At 71.2% G+C, this 24,000-nt stretch carries 25 protein-coding genes; 7 read left to right on the top strand and 18 right to left on the bottom strand.

Features of this window, described 5'->3' with window-relative positions:
• Nucleotides 1-138: 138 nt before the first annotated feature.
• Complete coding sequence (locus tag OHA05_RS01810; protein WP_328859563.1) at nt 139-627, bottom strand: hemerythrin domain-containing protein; 489 nt, start codon at nt 625-627, stop codon at nt 139-141.
• 138 nt (nt 628-765) lie between these two features.
• A complete protein-coding gene (locus OHA05_RS01805; protein ID WP_328859562.1) occupies nt 766-2,244 on the bottom strand; it encodes an aminotransferase class I/II-fold pyridoxal phosphate-dependent enzyme in 1,479 nt (492 codons plus the stop codon).
• Nucleotides 2,245-2,324: 80 nt separating this feature from the next.
• On the opposite strand from OHA05_RS01805, the gene OHA05_RS01800 reads away from it, so the two are divergent.
• On the top strand, nt 2,325-2,879 hold the full coding sequence (locus tag OHA05_RS01800; RefSeq protein ID WP_443043611.1) for a cysteine hydrolase family protein: 555 nt from the start codon (nt 2,325-2,327) through the stop codon (nt 2,877-2,879).
• A 16-nt stretch (nt 2,880-2,895) separates the two neighbouring features.
• Here the strand turns inward: OHA05_RS01800 and OHA05_RS01795 are convergent, their stop codons facing one another.
• From OHA05_RS01795 to OHA05_RS01785, 3 genes are all read right to left on the bottom strand, one after another.
• Nucleotides 2,896-3,123: a DUF5133 domain-containing protein gene (locus OHA05_RS01795; RefSeq protein WP_313948219.1), complete on the bottom strand. Its 228-nt coding sequence runs from the start codon at nt 3,121-3,123 to the stop codon at nt 2,896-2,898.
• A 142-nt stretch (nt 3,124-3,265) separates the two neighbouring features.
• Nucleotides 3,266-3,721: an ATP-binding protein gene (locus OHA05_RS01790; protein ID WP_391842024.1), complete on the bottom strand. Its 456-nt coding sequence runs from the start codon at nt 3,719-3,721 to the stop codon at nt 3,266-3,268.
• Nucleotides 3,722-3,881: 160 nt separating this feature from the next.
• On the bottom strand, nt 3,882-4,241 hold the full coding sequence (locus tag OHA05_RS01785) for an STAS domain-containing protein (protein WP_313948221.1): 360 nt from the start codon (nt 4,239-4,241) through the stop codon (nt 3,882-3,884).
• Between the two features lie 199 nt (nt 4,242-4,440).
• On the opposite strand from OHA05_RS01785, the gene OHA05_RS01780 reads away from it, so the two are divergent.
• Complete coding sequence (locus tag OHA05_RS01780; RefSeq protein WP_313948222.1) at nt 4,441-4,731, top strand: SCO0607 family lipoprotein; 291 nt, start codon at nt 4,441-4,443, stop codon at nt 4,729-4,731.
• 16 nt (nt 4,732-4,747) lie between these two features.
• On the opposite strand, the gene OHA05_RS01775 is transcribed toward OHA05_RS01780, so the two are convergent.
• On the bottom strand, nt 4,748-6,637 hold the full coding sequence (locus tag OHA05_RS01775) for an ABC transporter ATP-binding protein (RefSeq protein WP_328859561.1): 1,890 nt from the start codon (nt 6,635-6,637) through the stop codon (nt 4,748-4,750).
• Nucleotides 6,638-6,947: 310 nt separating this feature from the next.
• Here OHA05_RS01775 and OHA05_RS01770 point away from each other — a divergent pair, with 310 nt between their 5' ends.
• Nucleotides 6,948-7,187, top strand: coding sequence for a DUF2630 family protein (locus tag OHA05_RS01770; protein WP_313948224.1), 240 nt, complete (start codon nt 6,948-6,950; stop codon nt 7,185-7,187).
• Between the two features lie 72 nt (nt 7,188-7,259).
• Here the strand turns inward: OHA05_RS01770 and OHA05_RS01765 are convergent, their stop codons facing one another.
• Together OHA05_RS01765 and OHA05_RS01760 are read right to left on the bottom strand one after the other, a co-directional pair.
• The gene (locus OHA05_RS01765; protein ID WP_413777863.1) at nt 7,260-8,057 is read right to left on the bottom strand and encodes a glycosyl hydrolase family 95 catalytic domain-containing protein; all 798 of its coding nucleotides are present in this window, start codon (nt 8,055-8,057) and stop codon (nt 7,260-7,262) included.
• A gap of 16 nt (nt 8,058-8,073) precedes the next feature.
• The gene (locus tag OHA05_RS01760) at nt 8,074-8,697 is read right to left on the bottom strand and encodes a CGNR zinc finger domain-containing protein (protein ID WP_313948225.1); all 624 of its coding nucleotides are present in this window, start codon (nt 8,695-8,697) and stop codon (nt 8,074-8,076) included.
• Between the two features lie 57 nt (nt 8,698-8,754).
• Here OHA05_RS01760 and OHA05_RS01755 point away from each other — a divergent pair, with 57 nt between their 5' ends.
• Complete coding sequence (locus OHA05_RS01755; RefSeq protein WP_313948226.1) at nt 8,755-9,549, top strand: AzlC family ABC transporter permease; 795 nt, start codon at nt 8,755-8,757, stop codon at nt 9,547-9,549.
• Nucleotides 9,546-9,860 carry an AzlD domain-containing protein gene (locus tag OHA05_RS01750; protein WP_313948227.1) on the top strand — a complete coding sequence of 105 codons (315 nt, stop codon included), beginning with the start codon at nt 9,546-9,548 and terminating at the stop codon, nt 9,858-9,860. Before OHA05_RS01755 ends, OHA05_RS01750 begins: the two co-directional genes overlap by 4 nt.
• A gap of 195 nt (nt 9,861-10,055) precedes the next feature.
• Here the strand turns inward: OHA05_RS01750 and OHA05_RS01745 are convergent, their stop codons facing one another.
• Entirely contained in the window at nt 10,056-10,547 is a 492-nt protein-coding gene (locus OHA05_RS01745) for a peptidylprolyl isomerase (RefSeq protein ID WP_313948228.1), read from the bottom strand.
• 138 nt (nt 10,548-10,685) lie between these two features.
• On the opposite strand from OHA05_RS01745, the gene OHA05_RS01740 reads away from it, so the two are divergent.
• Nucleotides 10,686-11,654, top strand: coding sequence for an SDR family NAD(P)-dependent oxidoreductase (locus OHA05_RS01740; RefSeq protein WP_313948229.1), 969 nt, complete (start codon nt 10,686-10,688; stop codon nt 11,652-11,654).
• A 127-nt stretch (nt 11,655-11,781) separates the two neighbouring features.
• On the opposite strand, the gene OHA05_RS01735 is transcribed toward OHA05_RS01740, so the two are convergent.
• From OHA05_RS01735 to pgm, 7 genes are all read right to left on the bottom strand, one after another.
• Nucleotides 11,782-11,946 carry a hypothetical protein gene (locus OHA05_RS01735; protein ID WP_313948230.1) on the bottom strand — a complete coding sequence of 55 codons (165 nt, stop codon included), beginning with the start codon at nt 11,944-11,946 and terminating at the stop codon, nt 11,782-11,784.
• A 188-nt stretch (nt 11,947-12,134) separates the two neighbouring features.
• Nucleotides 12,135-12,839, bottom strand: coding sequence for a class F sortase (locus OHA05_RS01730; RefSeq protein ID WP_313948231.1), 705 nt, complete (start codon nt 12,837-12,839; stop codon nt 12,135-12,137).
• A gap of 175 nt (nt 12,840-13,014) precedes the next feature.
• Nucleotides 13,015-13,788 (bottom strand): hypothetical protein, encoded by a 774-nt coding sequence (locus tag OHA05_RS01725; protein WP_328859560.1) that lies wholly within the window; start codon nt 13,786-13,788, stop codon nt 13,015-13,017.
• A gap of 279 nt (nt 13,789-14,067) precedes the next feature.
• A complete protein-coding gene (locus OHA05_RS01720; protein WP_328859559.1) occupies nt 14,068-15,336 on the bottom strand; it encodes a PucR family transcriptional regulator in 1,269 nt (422 codons plus the stop codon).
• A gap of 105 nt (nt 15,337-15,441) precedes the next feature.
• Complete coding sequence (locus tag OHA05_RS01715) at nt 15,442-18,456, bottom strand: helix-turn-helix transcriptional regulator (RefSeq protein ID WP_328859558.1); 3,015 nt, start codon at nt 18,454-18,456, stop codon at nt 15,442-15,444.
• A 213-nt stretch (nt 18,457-18,669) separates the two neighbouring features.
• Nucleotides 18,670-19,620 carry a bis(hydroxyethyl) terephthalate hydrolase gene (gene bdeA / locus OHA05_RS01710; protein ID WP_391841058.1) on the bottom strand — a complete coding sequence of 317 codons (951 nt, stop codon included), beginning with the start codon at nt 19,618-19,620 and terminating at the stop codon, nt 18,670-18,672.
• A gap of 336 nt (nt 19,621-19,956) precedes the next feature.
• Nucleotides 19,957-21,597: a phosphoglucomutase (alpha-D-glucose-1,6-bisphosphate-dependent) gene (gene pgm, locus OHA05_RS01705; RefSeq protein ID WP_313948235.1), complete on the bottom strand. Its 1,641-nt coding sequence runs from the start codon at nt 21,595-21,597 to the stop codon at nt 19,957-19,959.
• A 243-nt stretch (nt 21,598-21,840) separates the two neighbouring features.
• On the opposite strand from pgm, the gene OHA05_RS01700 reads away from it, so the two are divergent.
• Entirely contained in the window at nt 21,841-22,332 is a 492-nt protein-coding gene (locus OHA05_RS01700; RefSeq protein WP_313948236.1) for an MSMEG_6728 family protein, read from the top strand.
• A 28-nt stretch (nt 22,333-22,360) separates the two neighbouring features.
• Here the strand turns inward: OHA05_RS01700 and OHA05_RS01695 are convergent, their stop codons facing one another.
• Entirely contained in the window at nt 22,361-22,966 is a 606-nt protein-coding gene (locus tag OHA05_RS01695; protein ID WP_313948237.1) for a TetR/AcrR family transcriptional regulator, read from the bottom strand.
• Between the two features lie 113 nt (nt 22,967-23,079).
• Nucleotides 23,080-23,943, bottom strand: a complete 864-nt coding sequence (locus tag OHA05_RS01690; protein WP_328859557.1) for a 3-hydroxybutyryl-CoA dehydrogenase — start codon at nt 23,941-23,943, stop codon at nt 23,080-23,082.
• Between the last annotated feature and the right edge of the window lie 57 nt (nt 23,944-24,000).

Raw genomic sequence — 24,000 nt, 5'->3', positions numbered from 1 at the left:
GCCGGGGAGCCGGGGCCGGGCGGGCGCCTCGAGGCCGGCACGGGCGGCCGAGGGGCGGCCGCGTCGAGGCGGCCGCCCGCGGCCCCCGACGAGGCTCAGCCCCGCGTCGAAGGGCCCGACGCCGGCCCCGGGCGAGGCTCAGCCCCGGACGAGACGGCGTACGTTCTCGATGTCGCCGCAGTCGGACGCCAGCTGGTCGGCCCTCGCCTTCAGGAACGCCCTGCCGAGTTCGGTGCGGCGATCGTCGGCCACGTTCTCCCGGGCGTCGTTCAGCAGCGTGCGCTCCTCCTCGTCGAGGTGGTGCGCGACGGCCTCGGACAGCTCCTCCAGCTTCTCGTCCCACTCCTCGCCGCCCGTGTCCTCGACCTCCAGCAGGTGCAGCAGCGCCTCATGGCCCTCGTCGTGCTCCTCCGAGCCGTGCTCGACCTCGTCGTTGTCGATGTCCTTGTACCGCTTCAGTGCCGGGTAGACCTCGGACTCCTCCGCCTCGGCATGCGCGACGAGGAGTGCGGAGAACTCCCGCAGCGCCTTCGCGCGGTCCTCGTCCACACTGCGCATCCGGCGGAACAGGTCCTCCATGCTCCGGTGGTCCTCGAGGATCAGTTCCACCACGTCGTCAGAAGCCATGACGGCCACTCCTCTCCTGCGCGCCGTCGGCCCGGACTCGTGGCCGGGCCCGGCGCCACCTTCGATGTGTCGACCGTGTTCCCCGCGACGTGACCGGCACTCCGGGTGATCGGGCCGACCATCCGTTCGGCTCTCGCGTCAGGCGTCGTCGCCCGCCATGACGCGTACGGTCTGCAGCCGCCTGTCGGCGGCGTCCGGCACGTTCATGCCCGCGTCGATGCCGGTGCGCAGGTAGCGCAGCACGGGTCGGGTGAGCCGCTCGCCGGGCAGTACGGCAGGGATGCCGGGCGGGTACGGCGTGAGCATCTCCGCCGCCACCCGGCCCTCCGCCGCGTCGAGGGCGACATCCTCGGTGCGGGAGAAGAAGGCGTCACGGGGCAGGCACGCCTGCTCCAGGCGCAGCTCGCCGGGCTCGGGCACGGCCACGCGCGGCGCGGGCCGCAGCTCCGGTGCGTGCCGGACGAGGTCGGCCAGCGCGTCCAACAGGGCCCGGGTGGTGGATGCGTCGTCCGCGTGGGTGAGCTGGGCGCTGATGCGGCGGTGATCGACCACATGCATGTCCAGGTGGTGGTGCTCACGAAGCCAGTCGGCGGCCCGGTATCCGGTGGTGTCCAGTGCCTGGAGGTCGATGACCACCGGCAGGGGATCGAACTCGACGGCCAGCCCGGGGCCGCAGAAGTCGCGCTCGTCGTTGACGTGGAGGCCGTCTACGCGTTCGATCGCCGCCCGGACCTCGGCGGCGAGGTCCAGCGCCTTCGACAGCAGAGCCGTGCCGTGCAGGGCCATCTGGCGCCGCCAGCCGTCTACGCCCGCGTAGAGCAGCACCGACGGGCTCGTGGTGCCCAGCAGATCGGCCCGGGAGGCGAGGTCGGCCGGATCGATCAGGTCGCCCTGAAGATGGAAGACCGAGCCCTGTTCCAGCCCGCTGCCCATCTTGTGGATGCTGGTGACGCAGATGTCCGCGCCGGCGTCCATCGCCCACGACGGCAGGTCGTGGTGGAACGGAAGATGCGCTCCCCACGCCTCGTCGACCACGAGCGGCCGGGACCTGCGGTGACACACCTCCGCGATGGCGCGCAGGTCGCCCGCGGCGCCGTACGGCGTGGGACTGGTGACCAGGGCTCCGCGGGCATCGGGATGCTCCTGGAACGCCTTCTCGAAGGCCTCCGCGGACGGAGGGTGTGCGAGGTGTCGCACCGGGTCCCACTGGGGCTCCACCCAGACGGGCTCGATACCGCAAAGGATCAGGCCGGAGACGACGGATTTGTGGGCGTCGCGGCCGACGAGGAGCTTCTCGTGGGGCGAGGCGACCGTCAGCATGGCGGCCTTCACCGAGAGGGAGCTGCCGCAGGTGGAGAAGAAGGTGTGGTCCGCGTGCACGGCGTCGGCCATCAGCCGCTCGGCCCGCTGGAGGACGGAGCCCCGCATCCGCCGGTCGTCCAGGCCGCCGATGGCCAGGACGTCGCCGAAGAAGACCGCGTCGCCGAGGACGCGCCGCACTTCGGGGTCCGCGCCGCGGGCCTGCTTGTGACCGGGTGGCGTGAATGCGAGCTCATCGGTCTCGTGGTATCGCGCCAGTGCTTCCAGGACCGGTGCCTGCCGGTGATCTACAGCCATAACTCGACCTGTTCCCGCAGCCGCGACGAGCACGCCCGCGGCCCCTGCATGATCATGACGGGAGTGGAACCATGGACACCATGACCACCACGGAGAGCCTGGGCAACCGTGCCGTCATCGTGATCGACATGATCAACACCTACGATCACCGCGACGCGGATCTGCTCATCCCGTCCGCCGAGCAGGCCGTCCCCGCGGTGGTGCGACTGATCGAACGCGCCCGGGAGCACAAGGTCCCGGTCATCTACGTCAACGACAACTTCGGGCAGTGGCGCTCCCACCACGGCGAGCTCCTCGAAGCCGCTCTGTCGGGCCCCCACGCGGACCTGGTCGAACCGCTGAAGCCCGATGACGAGTCGCTGTTCGTCGTCAAAGCACGTCACTCGATCTTCTTCGAGACTCCGCTGTCCTATCTGCTGGGCCAGCTCGGCGTCGACCACATCGTCCTGTGCGGTCAGGTCACCGAGCAATGCGTGCTGTACTCGGCCCTGGACGCCCACATCCGGCATCTGCGGGTGACGGTGCCGGACGACGCCGTCGCGCACATCCATGCCGATCTGGCCGAAGCGGCGCTGCGGATGATGGACCGCAACATGAACGTGGAGATCCGAGGTACGGACAGCATCGAGTTCTGACGAGGGCGCGGGCGGATCAGCTCACGACGAGCGACTCGCCCTCAGGGCAGGCGCCGGGGAGTTGACGGCGGGCCGCGATGAGCGCGGCCGTCACATCGCGGGTGCCCGTGGAGACGCACAGGGTGTAGGCGATGTCGTCCATCCGCTGCCGGACCCGGGCGCTGCCGGTCTCGGCGTGCAGCGTCCTCAGCGTTTCGTACCGGTCGATCAGGTTCTTCAGAACCGCAGGGTGAGCCATCAGCACGGCAGGTCTCCTTGTCCGCCACAAACGCCCAATTGCCCCTGATAGTGGACCGGCTGCCCGATCCCTGCATCTCCATGCCCCGTACACATATGGGGGTGCGGCGACCTGGGTGGATTTCCTTCGGCTCGGCGGCCCGGGAAGGTCAGGGCGAGCCGGGCACGAGCGGCACCCGGACCTTGATCCTCTTGCCGAAAGGTTCCCGCTGCACCTGGAAGCCCTCGGACAGCGCCATGACGATCTCGAGGCCGTGCTGGCCGACACGGGTGGGTTCGGGGCCTCGCACGAGCGGCAGCGCGGGGCTGGAGTCCGACACGGTGATCTCCAGTACCCGTCCGGCGAGCTCCAGGCTCAGCGAGGAGGGGCCGGGGGCGTACTTGCAGGCGTTGGTGATCAGCTCGCTGACGACCAGCTGGACGGCGCCGACGGCGTCACGCGCGACGGCGATGCCGTGCCGGACCTGGAGCCGGGTCAGGAAATGGGCGGCGAAGTGCCGGGCCGCTGCGATGGAGCCCGGTGCGCCGTCGTACGCGGCGCCGGCCCAGGCGGCGGGTTTGCGGGCGACGGCGTCCGTCGCACTGCCATCGGCCCCCGTATCCATCATTCACGGCCCCTGTGTCCCACACCATGTCCCACAACATTCACGCCACACATAACTGTGGCGGCCTCTACCCGCCTTCCACTGTCGCACTCCCCGCAGGCCCGTGAGATCTGGTTGGGCAATCCCGTGGGGCCCACCGGCCGCGTGGCGCGGGTGCCCCTTATCGCGTGGTGGCCTCGTCGACCGACGGCCGGAGATCGAGGACCCCGTCGGCGCCGGTCAGGTCGAGAAGGCGCTCCAGTTGCGGGCCCGGCGCCGCGATGCGCAGGTCGGTGGCCTGGTGGATGCGCAGGAGCAGGTTGAGGAACGTGGAGTCGGCGAAGGTGATGCCGGAGGCGTCGAGGACGACCGTGGCATGCGTTTCGGCTGCCTGGGTGAGGGCTTCGGTGAGCGGCGGGAGATTGTTGAGATCGACCTCGCCCCGGGCTACGACGACCCAGACGTCGCCGACGGCGTACTGCGTGTCGAGGGGTCCCGTGGAGGCCGATCTGTTGCCGGACGGCAACTCTTCACTTGTCATGGCGCCCATGGAAGCGAATATGCCAGTCGATCCGCAAGGACATGAGGGGACGAGATCACCGAATGACAGAACCCGACGGAAGGGGAGCCCGTTCCGGCCGGCCCCCGGTCGCCTACCCATCGCAGTTGAGTACGCGTACTCATCAAGGGCACCGCGTTCACGGACAGACTGATCGGACCGACGAGAGAGGCTCTTGAGAATGCTGAAGCACCGACGACTCCGGTACTCCTCCCTTGCCGCGGCGGGGGTGGCCGCGGCCTTCCTGGTCACCGGCTGCTCGATGGAGGACGCCATCTGCAGCAACGGCGAGTATCCGGTCAAGGCCGTCGGGGGCACCACCGGCAGCGCCTGTGTCCCCGACGACGAGGAACCGCCCAAGGGATACGTCCGCTACCCGAAGGGCAAGGTTCCCGAGCACGTCGACGACAAGTGGGACAAGTACTGGAGCACGGTCGTCGTCGACGAGAACGGGAACGTCGTCAAGGACTGACGGCGCGTCCGCCGGTTCAGCGGACCGGCTGCGCCTCCGCGGTGCCCGGGCGGTCGAACTGCGTCCGGTACAACTGCTCGTAGCGGCCGCCCTCGGCCAGCAGCTCGCTGTGGGTGCCCCGTTCGACGACCCTGCCGTCCTCGACCACGAGGATCAGATCGGCCGCCCGTACGGTGGAGAGCCGGTGGGCGATCACGACGGCGGTACGCCCCTCCAGCGCCTCCGCCAGCGCTTCCTGGACGGCCGCTTCCGAGGTGGAGTCGAGATGTGCGGTCGCCTCGTCGAGGATGACGACCCGCTGACGGGCCAGCAGAAGGCGGGCGATCGTGAGCCGTTGACGTTCTCCGCCGGAGAGACGGTAGCCGCGCTCGCCCACGACGGTGTCCAGACCGTCGGGCAGTGAGGCCACGAGTCCGTCGAGACGCGAACGCCGCAGTGCGTCCCAGATGTCGTCCTCGGAGGCGTCCGGCCGGGCGAGCAGCAGATTGGCCCGGACGGACTCGTGGAAGAGGTGGCCGTCCTGGGTGACCATGCCGATGGTGTCGCGGATCGAGTCCGCGGTCAGGTCGCGCACGTCGATGCCGTTCAGACGTACCGAGCCCGCGTCCGCGTCGTAGAGCCTCGGCAGGAGCTGAGCGATCGTCGACTTGCCCGCGCCGGACGAGCCGACCAGGGCGACCATCCGTCCGGGTTCGGCGCGGAACGAGACGTCGTGCAGCACCTCCGTGCCACCGCGGGAGTCGAGCGTGGCCACCTCTTCGAGCGAGGCGAGAGAGACCTTGTCGGCGGAGGGGTAGCCGAAGCGCACGCCGTCGAACTCCACCGACACGGGCCCGTCCGGTACGCGGCGGGCGTCCGGCTTCTCGGCGATCAGCGGCTTCAGATCGAGGACCTCGAAGACCCGCTCGAAGCTGACCAGGGCGCTCATCACCTCCACCCGCGCGCCGGCCAGTGCGGTCAGCGGGGCGTAGAGGCGGGTGAGGAGCAGTGCGAGGGCCACCACGGCGCCCGGCTCCAGAGTGCCGCGGAGCGCGTAGTAGCCGCCGAGCCCGTAGACCAGGGCGAGCGCCAGCGCGGACACCAGGGTGAGCGCGGTGATGAAGACGGACTGGGCCATGGCGGTACGGATGCCGATGTCCCGCACCCGGCGGGCTCGGGCGGCGAACTCGGCCGACTCGTCGGCGGGCCGGCCGAACAGCTTGACCAGCGTCGCGCCGGGGGCGGAGAAACGCTCGGTCATCTGGGTCCCCATGGCGGCGTTGTGCTGCGCGGCCTCACGCTGGAGCCGGGCCATCCGGGCACCCATACGGCGGGCGGGGATGACGAACACCGGCAGCAGAACGAGCGCGAGCAGGGTGATCTGCCAGGAAATGCTCACCATCACGGCGAGGGTGAGCAACAGGGTCACGAGGTTGGAGACCACACCGGAAAGCGTGTTGCTGAACGCCCGCTGCGCTCCGATGACGTCGTTGTTGAGCCGGCTGACGAGTGCGCCGGTGCGGGTCCGGGTGAAGAACGCGACCGGCATCCGCTGCACGTGGTCGAAGACCGCCGTCCGCAGATCGAGGATCAGGCCCTCGCCGAGCGTCGCCGACAGACGGCGGGTGAGCAGACCGAGCCCGGCCTCCGCGACCGCGATGACGGCGATCAGCAGAGCGAGGCGGGTGACCGTGCCCGAGTCATGTCCCTTGACGATCGCGTCCACGACCCGCCCCGCGAGCACCGGCGTGGCGACGGCGAGCAGGGCGGTGATCACGCTCAGCAGCAGGAACCGGTAGACCTCGCCGCGATGGGGCCGGGCGAATGCGCCGATGCGGCGGAGGGTGGCCCGGGAGAACGGCCTCCTGTCCTCCTGGGCGTTCATCGCGCTGTGCAGCGATGTCCACGCGGTGACTTCCATGTCCATGGGCGGTGCCTCCGGAGAGTGTGGGCCGGCGCTCGGATCCCGTCGGCCGGCATGGCCCGGGGCGCACGGACAAAGCTAGGACCTCAACCAAACTTGAGGTCAACTGCGTCGGGAGTCGGATGCTCGGGCCCGGTCGGGGTGCGGTGGAGAGCGTCGGGTGCACGGTGGCCACCGTAGGGGTCGGCGCGAGACCTCATGGTGCGTTCCCGCCCGGCCGCCGCCGACCGCGTCCGGTGCCCGGGGGAGGGCTACAGTCGTGAAGAGGGCGACCGCGATCTCCCCCATGACACGTCACTCCGAGGAGCACACGATGCCGGATGACATTCTTCAGACGATCGACGCCCTGGTCGCGGAGGAGCACCAGCTCCGCTCCCAGGCGCCCGGCTCGGGTCTGGACGCCGCCGAGCGGGCCAGGCTGGAGCAGTTGGAACAGCGCCTCGATCAGTGCTGGGACCTGCTCCGCCAGCGCCGTGCGCGTGTCGAGGCGGGCGAGGACCCGGCGGACGCCCGGGCGCGCCCGATCGACGAGGTCGAGTCGTACCAGCAGTAGCGAGGGCGCGAGCCCGCCGGGCCGGACGTGCACCTGCTCCCGTGTGACGCACGCGGGAGCAGATGCGATGGCCTACTGCGCGGGGCGGATTCGATAGTGCGTGCCCGTCACCGCGGTGAAGGCCGTGACACCGGACTCCGGACGCGTGACCGGCACCTGTACCCCGGTGGACGTCGTCACCGTCACGGCGCGTGCAGTACGGAGCCGCGCGGGCCCGCTCGCCCGCGCCCGCAGCACCGCCTCGGTCAGTACGCCGCCCGCCCAGGTCACATCGACCTCGAAGCCGCCGCGCGCCAACAGACCCCGGACACTGCCGTTCGGCAGGCCCGGCGGCAGTGCGGGCAGCAGCTGCACCTCATCGTGCTGGCTCTGCACGAACCATTCCGTGATCCTGGCCGTGGCACCGAAGTTGCCGTCGATCTGGAACGGCGGATGCAGATCGAACAGGTTGGGCGCGGTCCGCTCGGGTGTGAGCAGGTCGGACAGCAACTGATGGGAACGCTCGCCCTCCTGGAGCCGCGCCCAGAAGTTGATCTTCCAGGCGAGCGACCAGCCCGTGCCCGCGTCCCCGCGCTGCACCAGGGTCGTCCGGGCGGCGGCGAACAGCTCGGGCGTACGGGTGCGGCTGATCTGGTTGCTCGGATGCAGCCCGTACAGATGAGAGATGTGCCGGTGCTGCCGCTCGGGGGCGCCGGCGTCCCAGTCCTGTTGCCACTCCTGGAGCTGTCCGTGCGCGCCGACCTTCATCACGGCGAGCCGGGCCCGCGCCGACCGGGCCTGGGTGCGGAAGTCGGCGTCGACACCGAGGACTTCGGCGGCACCGGTGACGGCGTCGAACAGATCGCGCAGAAGCTGGTTGGTCCGCGGGATCGTGTCGGCGCGTGTCTCAGGGCGCCTTGCTGCCCTGCGGGCCTGCCGACGGGTGCTTCCGGGCGTAGTGCCGGCGCGCGCGGTCCCTGTTCCCGCAGTCGCCGGAGCTGCACCAGCGGCGTGTGCCCGCGCGACTGCGGTCCAGGAAGAACCAGCCGCAGCCGGGGCCCGCGCAGCGGTGGATGCGGCGCAGGTCGTCGCTTGCCAGGAGTTGCTCGGCTTGCAGGGCCAGCGTGCCCCGGAGTGCGGCGAGGCCGGGCGGGGCGGGCTGCCAGCGCAGCGGAAGGGTGGGGGGCAGTGCGGCCGTCGCTCTGGCCTCGACCAGGGCGCGGCGTACGGAATCCCATGCGGGCCGCGGCAGCGGCCGGTCATCGACCAGGGCGTCGAGGACGGCCCACAGGGCCTCGCGCAGCTCGACCAGGGCGAGCAGCGCCGGCTCGTCCGCGTCCTGCCCGGCGGTTGCTCCGGACCGGAGCACCCCGGCCGCGACACCCCAACGGGCCCATCCGTCCGCACCGTTCACGCGATCCGCTCGGCGTGCATCGTCATGGCGCCAGGCGACGGTGTTGACGAAATCGAGCACCGGGTGTCCGCCGATCATCGCGACGTCGGCCGTGGTCGCAGGACCTTCCTCATTCACGGGACCAGCCTACCTCTCTAACGACCATAAGGGCCTCATGGGTGTTAGCCTGAAGGCATGAACGCTGCACGGTTCAGGGAAGGCATGGCCGTCGGATCAGGGCTCGCCATGGCGGCGTTCGCGCTCGCCGTGAGCTTCGGCGCCCTGTCGCAGACCCAGGACTGGGGCACGGTCGCCCCGATCGTGTGCTCGGTGATCGTGTTCTCGGGCTCGGCGCAGTTCGCCCTGCTCGCGACGCTGGGCGCGGGCGGCGGAGTGGTGACGGCCGTCGCCGCCGCGGCTCTGATCAACAGCAGGTTCCTGCCCATGGGTATCGCCGTGGCCGGTGATCTGCGGGGCGGGCCGGTGCGCCGATCGCTGGAGGGACAGACCGTGGTCGACGGCTCCTGGGTCGCCGCACACCGCGGCGGCGGCCGATTCGACCGTGACCTGCTCCTCGGCGCGACCGCGGTCCAGTGGCCGGCGTGGATCGGCGGAACCGTCGTGGGTGTCGTGCTGGCGCCGGACGCGGATCTCCTCCATACGCTCGGTCTGGACGTGCTCACTCCGGCGTTCTTCGTCGCGCTCCTGCTCGACGAGGTGCGCAAGGAGCGCGCGAATCGTGCCGCGGCCGTGCTCGGTGCCGTCGTCGCCGGTGTTCTGGTGATCTTCCTGCCGACAGGACCCGCCTTGATCGGGTCGGCGTCGGCCGCTCTGATCGCCCTGTTCGTACCGCGGAAGACGTCGGGGAGCAGGGCCGGCACACCAGGCGAGGCTGAGCCTGCGGGCGCGGAAGCCAAGGCCGAGACCGGGTCGGACGAGACCGGGTCCGCCGAGACGGAGTCGGCCGAGACGGAGGACGCAGCGCGATGACCATGACCACCCTCTGGATCGCCATAGCCGCGACAGCCCTGGTGAGCTTTGCCTTCAAGGCCGTCGGCCCCGTCGTCCTGGGGGGCCGGGAACTGCCCGACCGTGCGCGGTCCGTCATCGCGCTGCTCGCGCCCGCGTTGCTGGCGGGATTCGTGCTGGTGGAGACGGTCGGCCCCGGCTGGCGCGACCTGGATCTCACGCTGCTCGCGGGTCTCGGTGTCGCGCTCGGGCTGCGGCTGCTGCGTGTCCCGCTCGTCGTCTCACTGCTCGCGGCGGTCGTGGTGACGGCACTGCTCAGGCTGTGGGTCTGAGCTGCCGCTGCCGCTGCCGTACGGCGGAGACGGCTTGCGCCGCCGGCATCGACGGGCGTGTGCAACAGCGTTCCGTGGTACGGCTGTTGCAGGGCGCAGGCGCTCGCGGCGCCCGGCCGTGAGGAGGGTGTCATGTGCCGGTCCGGGGGCAGGGGGCATCGCGCCCCCTGCCCTGGACCTGTGCCGGGCGAAGGGTCAGAGCGTCCCGGACTCGGTGATGGCGATGCTCGCGGAGGTACGCCCGTTCTGCGAGCCGTAGCTCTCGATCTTCGTCACGAGGTCCTGGCCCGACGTGACCTCGCCGAACACGACGTGCTTGCCGTCCAGCCACGGGGTGGGGATCGTCGTGATGAAGAACTGCGAGCCGTTGCTGTTCGGACCCGAGTTCGCCATCGACAGCAGGAACGGCCTGTCGTGCTTGAGCTGGAAGTTCTCGTCCTCGAACTTCGCGCCGTAGATGCTGCGGCCGCCCGTGCCGTTGCCCGCGGTGAAGTCGCCACCCTGGAGCATGAACTGAGGAATGACCCGGTGGAAGGGCGCGCCCTTGTAGCCGTAGCCCTTCTCGCCGGTGGCGAGCGCGCGGAAGTTCTCCGCGGTCTTGGGCACCACGTCGTCGAACAGATCGAACTCGATCCGGCCGGCGGGTGCGTCATTGATGCTGATGTCGAAGTACACCTTGATCGTCATAGTCCTCATCCTGACATCTCGACCGTGCGGGTCGACAATTCATCGACACAGGGTGGCGCGGCGGCTGCGGTGTGTGCCCGGCCGGGCGCCGATCCAGCCTACGCGCGGGCTCGCGCCCCCGCGCGTAGGCTGAAAAGTATGGACCCACGACAGCACAGCATCGGATCGGGGTTCGGAGCACTCAGCACCACGGACGACGTCCTGGCCGGCATCGACCTCACCGGGAGACTCGCCGTCGTCACCGGCGGCTATTCGGGAATCGGGCTGGAGACCGTGCGCGCCCTGACCGGCGCCGGCGCCCGTGCGGTGGTACCGGCACGACGGGTTGCCCGGGCCGAGGAGGCGCTCGAGGGAATCGCCGGCGTGGAAGTGGACGAACTGGACCTCGCCGACCTGGAGAGCGTACGGACGTTCGCCGATCGTTTCGTCGCCTCCGGCCGCAGCATCGACCTGATGATCAACAATGCCGGGATCATGGCCGCCCCCGAGACGCGTGTCGGCCCGGGCTGGGAGTCCCAGTTCGCGACCAATCACCTGGGCCACTTCGCCCTGGTCAACCGGCTGTGGCCGGCCATCGCGCAGGGCGGCGGACGCGTGGTCTCGGTGTCCTCCAGGGGCCACCAGTTCTCCGGAATCCGCTGGGACGATGTCCAGTTCGAGCACGGCTACGACAAGTGGCAGGCGTACGGACAGGCGAAGACGGCCAACGTGCTGTTCGCCGTGCAGCTCGACGCCCTGGGCCAGGGTTCCGGAGTGCGGGCGTTCTCCCTGCATCCGGGAGGCATCGCGACCGCGCTCGTCCGCCACCTCCCGCGGGAGGAGATGATCGCCGCCGGCTGGGTGGACGCCGAGGGCAATGTCACGATGGAGGGCCTCAAGACCCCGGTGCAGGGCGCCGCGACACAGGTGTGGGCGGCGACGTCTGCGCAACTGGACGGAATGGGCGGCCTCTACTGCGAGGACTGCGATGTCGCCGAACCGGCCGCGGACGACGCCGTGATGACCAGCGGGGTCAAGGCGTATGCGACCGATCCCGAGGAAGCGGCACGGCTGTGGGTCCTGTCGGCCGAACTCACGGGCGTCGATGCCTTCGCGGCGACCGCCTGACACAGTCGAACCGGCGAACGGCGACCGCCTGACACAGTCGAACCGGCGAACGGCGACCACCTGGCACAGCCGAACCGACGAGCGGCGACTGCCTGACGCGGTCGCGCCCGACGATGAGAGAGAGCCCTCAGCCGTCGGCGTCGATGACGCGTACGACGAACGAGTCGGTGTCGAGGTCCATCACCACGGTGGCGGCGACGCCCTGCTGCTGTTGCTCGGCGGCGAACTCCTCGGCGTCCCACGACCCGCGGGGAGAACCGGCGGGGAAGGTTTCCAGAACTGTCTGGCTCATGACGTGTCCCTCCGCCATCCGACTGCGTTCGAATCCCGTTCCCTTCGCTTGTTGCCTGTCCACGCATATCCATGCCACCGGCCGCGCCCGGGCACGACCGAGGCCCCGACCCGGTTGGGGCCGGGGCCCGTCCTGCGGCCCCTGGCTCTCTTCGGATCGGGGCCCGGAGGCCCTACTCCCGACCTGCCCTATGCGGCTGCGTCGAGGTGTGCGAAGACGACCACGTTCTCCGTGTAGTCCTTGGCCTTGTGGTCGTAGTCGCCGCCGCACGTGATCAGCCGCAGCTGGGCGTCCGGAGCGTCGGCGTAGACACGGTCGTTGGGGAAGTTGGCCTTGCTGAAGCTCTCCACCGAGTCGACAAGGAAGTACGCGGTCGTACCGTCCTTGCGTTTGATGTCGATCTTCGTGCCCGGGAGCACCGAACTGAGCTGTGCGAACACGGCGGGGCCGGTCTTGGTGTCCACATGACCGGCGACGATCGCCGTCCCGCGCGCCCCGGGGGCGACGCCGTCCTTGAACCAGCCGACCAGATTGTCGTCGGCGGCAGGGGGAGCGTCGAGCTGGCCGGACTTCCCGATGGCCAGCCCGGTGAAGGGCGCGTCGACGCCGATCGCGGGGATCGACAGCCGCGTCGGCGCGGACGGTGGCATCGCCGGCTTCTCTTCCGCGGCGGCGTCCTGTTCGGGAGCCTGTGCGACCACGGGCGGGACGGCACTCGTCGTGCCCTGCGTGATGCCCTGGGCCGTGGTCTGCGCCGAGGTATCGAAGGAGCCGGTGATCAGGACCAGGCCGAGTCCGATCGCGGCGGCCGGCCACATCAGCCGGCGGACGACGCTGCGTGACGCGCGATCGGACCAGGACGAACCCTCAACCGGGGACAACTGACCGGCCATGACGGAGCGCCTTTCCTTGTGCGGCGGACGTTCTGAACGCACTGATACGGAGACGAACGGGTGATGCGGGAGACGGTGGTACGAGAGAGGTGACGGTGAAACGGGATACGGCGCTGCCGTGGCCGCCTTTCCAGCCGGCCACGGCAGCGCGCTACTTCACGTGCGAGTCATACCATCAGGCGGCGTTGGCGCCGATCGAGCCACGGCGACGCAGCATGTACGCGCCGGCACCGAGACCACCGAGGAGCAGAACCGTGCCCGCGGCCGCGCCACTGCCGGAGACCGCGAGGCCGCCACCGCCGGTGTGCACGCCACCCTGCGGCTTGTCGTGCTTCCACGACTTGTCCTCGTCGCTCTTGCTGTAGCCGCTGTCCTTCTCCTCGCCCTTGTCCTTGTCCTTCTCCCAGTCGTCGTTCGACACCGTGGCGAGCGCGCCGCCGCCGGTGTGGACGCCGCCCTTCGGCTTGTCGTGCTTGCCGGAGTCGTCGTCGTCGTGCTTGGAGGAGGAGTCGTAGTCCTTGTCCTTGTCCTTGTCCTTGTCCTTGTCCTTCTCCCAGTCGTCGTTCGACACCGTGGCGAGCGCGCCGCCGCCGGTGTGGACGCCGCCCTTCGGCTTGTCGTGCTTGCCGGAGTCGTCGTCGTCGTGCTTGGAGGAGGAGTCGTAGTCCTTGTCCTTGTCCTTGTCCTTGTCCTTGTCCTTCTCCCAGTCGTCGTTCGACACCGTGGCGAGCGCGCCGCCGCCGGTGTGGACGCCGCCCTTCGGCTTGTCGTGCTTGCCCGAGTCCTCGTCGTCGTGCTTGGACGAGTCGTCGTGGTGGTCGCTGCTCGAGGAGGAGCCCTTGTCCTTCTCCCAGTCGTCGCCGAACGTCATGGCGTACGCGGACGGCGCCGAGATCGAGAGGGCCGCCGTGACAGCGGCCGAGGCGAGCAGAATGCGGGCAGAGCGCATGAGAGGGTCCTTCCGCCGCTACTACGTAGGCTGACACATCGTCCGCTCAGGGGTCCGCAGTGGCGACATGATCTACCGTCAGACGAATGCGGCATTCCCACCACTGGAGAGATCGGTTCGGGAGCCGCTTCTTGACCCCTTCGAGTGGAGTGGGCCCGATGTTCACCCGGTGGGCGGCACGCCACGCCGAGGGCATGTTTCGCCGTTCGTGACGCCCTATGGGGCGCTGCCTCCTTTTCGGCGCCCTTCAGCGGTCCCGCCCCCCGACCCTGCCTGTCCTCAGTCGCGCAGCAGGCGCCGCGCCGTGAGGGCCAGCGTGAACTCGACGACGTCGGCAGGGCGGGTGAGGGACCGTCCGGTGAGCTGCTCGCAGCGGCGCAGCCGGTTGAGCACGGTGTTGCGGTGGCAGTAGAGCCGGGCGCCCGCGCGCTGGGCCGATCCTTCGCAGTCGAGCCAGACGGCGAGTGTGTCCAGCAGCAGGTCGCGGTCGGACGGGTCGAGCCGCAGCAGGGGACCGAGGACTCGGTCGGCGAGCGCCGTGCCGAGCGCCGGGCTCGAGACGACGAGAGCGGCCGGCAGATGTTCGTCGAGCAGTACGGTGCCGCCGCTCTCGGGACAGGCGCGCAACGCTGTCTGAGCGAGACGACGGGCGTCACCGACGGCGGCCAGGCCGTCGACGGCCGAACTGATACCGATGCGGGCGCCGGGCGGACCGGTCATGTCCTCGGTCAGCCGCGCGAGACCGCCGTCGCCGATCAGCACGATCCCGTGCTCCGCGTCGGCGCCGGTGTGCCACACCGTCCGACTGCCGGGAGCCCGGGCCGCCGGCCGCGCCCCCGCGTAGGCGGAGCTCTGCCCGCCGTCGATCAGGACGACCGCGTACCTGCCGTCCTCCGGGAGGCCGAGGGCATCGGCCACCTCCGGCAGGTCGCCGATGCGGGTGGTGCCGTCGAGCAGCGCCGCTGTCATCACCCGCAACCGGTTCTCGCGCCGCCAGGTCAGCCGGCGCTCCACCTGCCGGTAGGCCTCGGCGACCAGGGCGCAGTGCTCGTCGACGAAGTTCCAGACGTCGGCCGCCACATGCACGAGCAGCCGGACGTCCTCGGGACAGTGACGGGTCGTCTCGTCGACGAGCCCCTGCCAGACCATGCCGCCGCCGAGCCGGAAGGCGTGCAGCAACGCGTCCAGGGGCAGGCCCTGTTCGGCGCGGGCCGCGCCGATCTTCCGGGAGCAGCGGTGGGCCGCCTCCCGGTTCTCCCGCGGATCGAGCAGCGAATGGACACTGTGCCGCAGCGACCGGTGGGTCTCCTGCCACACATCGGCGGCGTCCGCCTCGATCGCCGCCCGGTAGGCGGGCTCCTGCTCCCGCAGCGCGGCCAGCAGCTGGTCGGTGAGTTCCGGCAGGCCGTCCAGCAGCACCCGGGCGGCGCGGTGGAGCACGTCGCGTGCCTCCTTGTCGACCTGCGATCGGACCCGGACCGTGCCTCGCGCGGCCGTGGCCGGAACTGCCGTGGGTACCTGGATCCGGGTTCGTACGATGTGCTGCATCGCGGCCCTCCGCCAAGGTCGACTCCGTCCGGCACACGCAGCGGAACCGCTCCGTGGCCGGGACGTTCGTTGAGTCCGAAGAATGGCATACCGTCCGGTCGGTCCCTAGGGGTCCGGACGATTCTTTTCCGCCTGGTCCACGAGACGGGACAGCTCGACACGGGATCGGACCCCGAGAAGAGCGAAGACATTGCGCAGATGGTGGTCCACCGTGCGCGGGCTGACGGAGAGCTGGAGAGCCACCTCACGGTTGGTCGCGCCGTCCGCGACGCACCGGGCGATCCGCAGCTGCTGCGGTGTCAGACACGCCAGGGGACCGGGCTGCTGTTCCCGCGGGCCCGCGCCGCCGGTCGCCCGCAGCTCCGCCCGCGTCTGCTCGGCCCAGACCAGGGCACCGGAGCGTTCGAAGGCGAACAGCGCGTCCCTGAGCCGGCCCCTGGCCTCCCGCAGCCGTCGCCGTCGCCGCAGCCACTTCCCGTACAGCAGCAGGGTGCGGGCCCGCTCGAAGTCGCCGCCCGCCAGTTCGTGCCGGACCAGGGCGTGGTCGTACAGCGCCTCGGTCTCCTGGGCGGAAGCCAGCAGGGCGCGGCAGCGCGAGAGTTGGGCGGGTGCCTGCGGATCCGCTCCCTGGGCCGCCCACACGGCGAACTCCTCGACCGCCGTGGCGGTGTCCTCCGGCTCCCCGGCGAGCACGGCGGCCTCGACGTAGCAGGGCACCGCGAGCATGCGTACGGCGAAGTGGCCGCGCCGGTGGCCCGGCCGCACCAGCGGACCCAGCCGGGCGGCGGCGTCGGCGGCCCTGCCACGTCCCAGATCGGCCCGTGCGCGAGCCCATTCGGCGAGCGTGGCGGCCTGGGCGAGTCCGTGCGGGCCTGCGATGGCCAAGGCGGCTTCGGCATGCGCGGCGACCGCTTCGCCGTCCCCCTCGACCGATGCGGCCAGAGCCAGGATGGCGTGGTGATGGGCGACCGAGTTGCGCCGGCCGGTGCGGTGGGCGGCGCGCAGCCCCTCCTCGGCGTGGGCCCGTGCGCGGGCGTGCCGTCCGGCCCGCAGCTCGGCGTAGGCGAGGTGTTCGAGGATCTGCGGGACGAGGGGTACGAGGTTGCGTGCCCGCGCTGCCGCCAGCGCACGGGCGTTGACATGGCACGCGGCGGCGATGTTCCCGAGGACGAGGGCCGCGACACCGGCCCGTACGAGCCGCGCCGGGTCGTGATCGGTGGCGGCCCGGTCGAGTACGCGCCGCAGCGGCCGCCGCGCCTCGTCGAGGCGTGCGCCGAGCGCGTGCAGCATGCCCGCCCGGTAGTCCTGGAACAGGTCGCCGTCGCCGCCGGGCCTTTCGGCACGGTCACCGGGCGCCCAGGCTGCCGGCGTGCGGAACTCCGTCGGCGAGGAGCCGGCGGCCGCGCGGGAGTCGGCCGAGGACGTCCGGGACAGCGGCGACGGGTTCGCCCCGAGACCGTCCGGGCCCGCGGTGTCCGGGACGGTCTCCGCAGACTGCCGGACGTTCCGCCACCGTGCCGGCAGTTCGGGGTGCGCACGCTCTCCGGTGGGGCTCTCCTCGCCGGGCGCGGGCGCCGTTCGAGGGGCGCCGCCCAGCGCGACGAGGCAGGCCGGAACGTCACCCGCCGACCACGCCGCCTCGGTCGCGCCGAGCCTCGCCGTCAGCATGCGCTCCTGGTCGTACGGGCCGAGCAGCGCGGCGGCCAGCATCAGGATCTCGTACGCGTCCCCCACCGGCCCGTCGTGCAATGCCAGGGTGCCGCGCACCAGTTCGGCGCAGCCCCGCACGGCGTCGTGCGCCGACTCCTGCCGCCCCGCCGCGAGCAGATCGCGGGCTCTGCCCGGGTCTCCGGCGAACCACGCATGCTCGGCGGCGGCGGTCAGCCGGGACGTGCGGGCACTGCCGGGAGGCGTGAGGCGGGCCGCGCGGCCGAAGGCGACGGACCGTTCGAGGGGCGTCGCCCGTACATCGGGGGAGTCGGCGGCGGCCGCGAGACAGGCGGCGAGAGCGGGGTCGGGACCGTCGGCGGCCAGGGCGCGGTGCAGCAGGCGCGGCAGCCGGTGGCGTTCGCCGCCGAGCACGGCCGCCAGCAGGCGATGCGCGGCACGGCGCCGGGAGAGGGCCGCACCGCTGAGCACGGCACGAAGCAGCAGCGGGTCGTCGAACCGGATCCGATTCCCGGCGCTGCGTGTCACCCCGGCTGCCTCGGCGGCATCCAGGGCAGCGGGGTCGAGGCCCGCGGCCCGGGCCGCTCGCATCAGCAGTGTCGCGTCCGCCCCGGCACCGTCCGGATCCTGCTCCTGCGCGGCGGCGACCAGAAGAAGCAACTGCCTTGTTGCTAAGGGCAGTTCATCCAGTCTGCTGCCGACGACATGCACCAGCGCGGCGCCGTCGGCGAGCGGCCTCGGTAATGGGGCGTGCCCCGCGAGCTGAGCCGCGGACAGCCGCCGGACGACGGCGAAGAGCAGGGCCGGATTGCCCATCGCCTCGTGCAGCACCGACGCCCGTACGTCCGGGTCGGCAGGGCCACCGGTCAGTTCCTCCGCCAGCTCGTCCACCAGGGTCGCCGCGGCCTCCTCCGCCAGAGGACCGAGGCGAACGACCGGGAGACCCGCGAAGTCCGCGGCGTCCGCCCGGTGTGCGGCCACCGACATCAGCAGCCCGACGGCCGGCAGCGAACCGGCGCGCCGGGCGGCGTATCCCAGAGCCGCGCGCGATGCGGCGTCCCACAGATGTGCGTCGTCGACGCAGACGAGGAGGGGTTCACGGGCATCGCCGCGCCGCAGGGCATCGAGGAGCCCGGTGGGCGAGGTGCACGCGGGCGGTACCTCGCCCGGTGGGTCGAGCTGCGGGGGAGCGCCGGCCAGGAGCGAATTCACCCCGCTGTACGAGAGGTCGCGCTCGGCCCGCGCCGCCCGGACCTGCAGTACCGTCCCGGCATCGGTGTCGCGAACGGCCCGCTCCAACAGGGCGGTTCGCCCGAGACCCGGCTCCGCGGCAAGCACCAGCGCCGCGCCTCGCCCGGACCGGACCCGGTCCGCCAGGGCGGCCAGGGCCGCCAGTTCGGTGGTGCGGCCGTAGAGCCGCAGAGAGTGTCGTGCGGGCGTCCTTCCGGTCACACCGTCACGTTACGGCCGTGTCACCCAGGGCGGAAACCGTGAGTCCGCGGGCCACTCGCTCCCGCTTCGGCCCTCTGAGCTGCAAGAACGGTACGCCGGGACGGCATCGGCCGGCTCCATCCGTGGGGCGGCTCCCAAGGATGTCGCGCCACGGCTGTGCGGCGGCACAGGCCGGTGGCGGCCGAGGGACGCGGCCGCCACCGGTGGTGTCCGTCAGGAGGTGTGCGGGCAGTTGCCGCGGTACTCCTCGATGGTCAGGCTCGGACGGGGGAGCGGGCAGAGGAACTGCTCGAAGCGGGTGTCATTGTCGATGAAGCGCTTGAGCCACGAAATGCTGTACTTCGCGATCGTCGTGTTGGACGAGTTCGGCGTGAAGTGGGAGGCGTTGTTCAGCTCCAGATACGCCTTGTCGAGCGAGGACGGCAGGGACGTGTAGAACGGCTCGGAGTGCGAGGAGACCGGTGCGATCGTGTCGCCGTCCGCCCCCACGACGAGCGTGGGCGTCCTGAGCTCGGGCCAGGACTTGTCGAGGTTCCAGCCGGTGAGCGGTATCGCGGCCTGAAGCGACGGGCGGCTCTTGGCCGCCTCCAGCGTGCCGCCGCCGCCCATCGAGTGGCCCATGACACCGAGTCTGCTGCTGTCGATCCGGGTGCGGACGGTGCTGCGCTGGGTCAGGTGGTCGAGGGCCGCGAGGAGTTGCCGGCCGCGGCTGTCGGGCTGGTCGAGGGTCGTCAGGGTGTCGATGGTGAAGACGACGAAGCCCTGGGAGGCCAGGCGCGGGCCCAGCCAGGCGATGGACGACTGGCTTGCGGTGTAGCCGGGGGAGATGGCGATGGCGCCGAACGTCCCGTCGGCGGTGGACGTCGGGTAGTAGATGGTGCCGCCGCCGAATCCGCTGACGCTCAGCGACGACACGGTGGTCTGCGACACGGCGTACGACCCGCGCGATGCCTCGATGCTCGCGGTGGTGGGGGCGGGACCGCGTTCGTAGGGATTGTCGGCGGCCTGCGCGCCCGGGGTCAGGGCGGTGCCGAGTCCTACGGCGACCAGGGCCGCCAGGGCGGCCGTCCACCGACGGGAGCGGGGCCTGCCGTCCTGGTGGGGAGCCCCGGACGGGGCGCGGCCGAGGTGCGGGTGGGGGGTGGCGCGGTTGCTCTGCTGCACGACGGAGTCGTCCTCTCGGTCGTGGCGACCGCTCAGGCGGACCTCTCCGGGACCCGGCGCCGGGCCGGGTGCGGCTGCCGGTGGGTCCGCGTGGCATCGCCGTATTCGCTGGCGGTGCCACTGTCACGGCGTCTCCACCCGTGCGGCATCGGTGTAATCACCGGTCTTGGCGTCCTCGGCCGGGCGCCGGTCCGGGCTCTGCCGGCATGGCGGACCATCGCAGGCGGCGCCGACCGCCGAAGTGGAGGGACGGCGCTTGCAGCAGACTCGTCGGAGCGCCGGAGGGGATCGACCCGGGGGATCAGCCGCAGGGACGCGGCTGACCCCGCAGGGACATCAGCTGTTCAGAGCCGCGGACACCACCGAACGGGCCTCCTCCTGGACACGGGCGAGGTGGTCCGGGCCGAGGAACGACTCGGCGTACACCTTGTAGACGTCCTCCGTGCCCGAAGGGCGGGCGGCGAACCAGGCGTTCTCCGTGGTCACCTTGATGCCGCCGATCGGCGCGCCGTTCCCGGGCGCCTCGGTCAGCACGGCGGTGATCTGCTCGCCGGCGAGCGAGTCGGCGGTCACCTGCTCGGGCGAGAGCCGGCCGAGCACCGCCTTCTCCTCCCGGGTCGCGGGCGCGTCGACCCGTGCGTAGGCCGGTTCACCGAACCGCTCCGTCATCGCGGCGTAGTGCTCGCTCGGCGTACGCCCCGTCACGGCAAGGATCTCGGACGCCAGCAGCGCCAGGATGATGCCGTCCTTGTCGGTGGTCCACACCGAGCCGTCGCGGCGCAGGAAGGAAGCGCCCGCGGACTCCTCGCCGCCGAAGCCGATGCTGCCGTCGGCCAGTCCGTCGACGAACCACTTGAACCCGACGGGTACCTCGACCAGTTCGCGGCCGAGTTCGGCGGCCACACGGTCGATCATGCTCGACGAGACCAGCGTCTTGCCCACGCCCGCGCCGGCCGGCCACTGCTCGCGGTTGGCGTAGAGGTACGAGATCGCTGTGGCCAGGTAGTGGTTGGGGTTCATCAGCCCACCGTCCGGGGTGACGATGCCGTGCCGGTCGGCATCGGCGTCGTTGCCCGTCGCGATCCCGAACCGGTCGCGTCCCTCGATCAGCGACGCCATCGCGTAGGGCGACGAGCAGTCCATCCGGATCTTGCCGTCCCAGTCCAGCGTCATGAACCGCCAGGTGGGATCCGTCCGCGGGTTGATGACCGTCAGATCGAGGCGGTGCTCCTCGGCGATGCGGCCCCAGTAGGCGACCGACGCGCCGCCCAGGGGGTCGGCGCCGATGTGCACCCCCGCGGCGCGCACGGCGTCCAGGTCGACCACCGACGGAAGATCGCGCACATAGGACCCCAGGAAGTCGTACCGTCCCGTCGTCGGAGCCGCCAGCGCCCGGGCGTAGGGGATCCTGCGGACGTCCTTCAGGCCCCCCGTGATGATCTCGTTGGCGCGCTCCTGGATCCATCCGGTCGCCTCGGAGCCGGCCGGACCACCATTGGGCGGGTTGTACTTGAAGCCGCCGTCCGCCGGGGGATTGTGCGAGGGCGTGACCACCACACCGTCGGCGATCTTCGAGGTGCGTCCGGCGTTGTGCGCCAGAATCGCGTGCGACACCGCCGGGGTGGGGGTGTATCCGTCCGCGGTGTCGAGGAGCACCGTCACGTCGTTGGCCGCGAAGACCTCGATCGCGGTCACCCGCGCAGGTTCCGACAGCGCGTGGGTGTCCGTGCCGAGGAACAGCGGCCCGTCGATGCCCTGCCGGGCCCGGTACTCGCAGATCGCCTGGCTCGTCGCGGCGATGTGGTCCTCGTTGAACGCGGTCGAGAGGGAGGACCCGCGATGCCCCGACGTCCCGAAGGCGACCCGCTGGGCCGGATCGGCCGGATCGGGATGCAGGGCGTAGTAGGCGGTCACCAGCCGGGCCACGTCGATGAGATCCTCCGGCCGCGCCGGCTGTCCCGCGCGCTCGTTCGGCATTCGCCCACTCCTCCATGTCGACCGGTGTCCTACGGGCCATGATCGCGCGCGGAGGGCGATTCCTCCGGCTGCGGCTCGGCCCGGTCCTTCATGTGGGGCATGCCCAGCGCGCGCCGGGACATCCGTTCCGCACGGCGATTGCCGGCGCTCGGGCGGGCCGGTGGCCGGTTGCGCCTCCGTCGCCGGGGGAGGAGATCAGCGCGCGGTGCGTGAAGGCGTGGCCCCGCACGGTATGCACCTTCTATGCAGACCTTCCTGCCCCATCCCGGATTCTCGGAGTCCGCCGAGGCTCTCGACCAGCGGCGCCTCGGCAAACAGCGCGTCGAGGCGCTCCAGGTCCTGCGCGGGCTCACCGTGCCGGGCTACGGATGGCGGCACCACCCTGCCGTGCGCATGTGGACGGGGTACGAGGAGGCCCTCGTCCGGTACGGACTGGAGATGTGCCGCGTGTGGACCGACGCGGGACGGAACGACACCTGTGCCGTCACCATGGTCGACGACTTCCACGCCGTACGCCCGGATGCCGCCGTACGCTCCCAGGAGGAACTCGCCTCGGAGGGCGATCTCCCGCCCTGGCTCGGGAATGAGGCGTTCCACCGCAGCCATCGTTCGGCGCTGCTGCGCAAGGACCCCGACTTCTACCGCGAGCTGTTCCCGGACGTGCCGGACGACCTGCCGTACGTATGGCCGAGCTCCGACCGCGACCCCGAAGCCACCGATCAGCCGCCGACCTGAGGACCGGACCGAGGCACCCGCGACGGCGTCAGAGCGCCGGGAATTCCGGGCCCGTTCCGAGCGCGGCGGCGGCCGCTCCCCAGATCGTCGCCTGTGCGCTGTCCAGATCGACCTTCGGGTCACCCAGCATCAGCCGGATGCCGAAACCGTCGCACAGCGCGAGCAGCAGGGTGCTCGTCGCGTCGATGTCGCAGTCGGTGAACTCTCCGGAGTCGATACCGCGCTTGATCGCCTGGCCGACCCAGGTGTGCAACTGGTCGTAGAGGTCGACGGCGAGGTGCTGCGCCGCCTCGTCCCGCAGCGCCCTCACCCACAGCTCCTGCCACAGCCGCCAGTCCTGCCGCAGCTCCGGATCCGTCGGGAGCAGGCTGTGCAGAATCCGCGCCAGCACGACCGATGCGGGCACCGAATCGGCGTCCCGCTCCAGCTCGGTGCCCGTCTGGGCGAAGGAGTGCGTCATCGCTTCCGTGAACAGCTTCTCGCGGTTCTCGAAGTGGTAGTGCAGCAGCGCCGTCGAGACACCAGCGTGCTCGGCGACCATGCGCATCCGGATCTTCTCGAAACCGACCTCGGCGATCACTTCGCACGCCGCGGCGAGAATCCGCTCACGTGTTTCCCGCGTGCGTTCTGCCATGGCCACGTTGCTGCTCCCCGCGTCGTCCGGTGCCGGTCCCGGCGGGCCGCCCGTCGGCCGCGCCGGCTTCCATCTTCGCGTACGGCCGAGCATGACCGCCCGGGGCCGGGCCGTCATGGGCGGTACGTGTGGAACCCCCTGCCCGACTTCCGGCCGAGCAGGCCCGCCTCCACCATCCGGGCCAGCAGCGGGGGCGGTGCGTAGAGGGGCTCCCGGAACTCGTCGTACATCGACTCCGCGATGGCCTGGGTGGTGTCCAGCCCGATGAGGTCGGTCAGCGCGAGCGGCCCCAGGGGATGAGCGCAGCCCAGCGTCATACCCCGGTCGATGTCCTCGGCCGACGCCGTGCCCGACTCCACCATGCGCGCGGCGGCCAGCAGATACGGGACGAGCAGGGCGTTGACGATGAACCCGGCCCGGTCCCTCGCCCGGACGACCTGTTTGCCGAGTACCTCCGAGGCGAACTCCTCCGCACGCAGCGCGGTGCTCCCGGCCGTCAGCAGGGACGGCACCAGCTCCACCAGGGGCAGCACCGGCACCGGGTTGAAGAAGTGCAGGCCGACGACGTGCTCCGGGCGGGTGGTGGCCGCAGCGAGCCGGATGACGGGGATGGAGGAGGTATTGGTCGCCAGGATCGCGTCCTCGCGCAGCACGGTCGCGTCGAGGCGTGCGAACACCGCCAGCTTGGCGGCCTCGTCCTCGGCCACCGCTTCCACCACCAGGTCCCGGTCCGCCAGCCGGTCCATGTCCGCGGTCGTGGTGATGTGCGCCAGTGCCGTGTCCCGGCCCTCCGCGTCGGTCTTTCCGGCGGCCAGGGCCCGGTCCAGCGAGGCGATGATGCGCCGTCGCCCGGCATCGGCGGCCGCGTCGTCCGACTCGACCACGACGACGTCCCGGCCGGCGCGCGCGCACACCTCGGCGATACCGGAGCCCATCAGACCGCAGCCGACGATCCCGACCCGCTCGATGCCGTCCATCTGTCCTCACTTCTCTCGGGGATGCGAGATCTCTCGGGGTGCGGAGGAGGTCCCGTG

This window comes from Streptomyces sp. NBC_00306 (assembly GCF_036169555.1).
GTDB lineage: Bacteria > Actinomycetota > Actinomycetes > Streptomycetales > Streptomycetaceae > Streptomyces > Streptomyces achmelvichensis.
The sequence above is the reverse complement of the archived record's forward strand: the minus strand, read 5'-3'. Positions and strand labels throughout refer to the sequence as shown.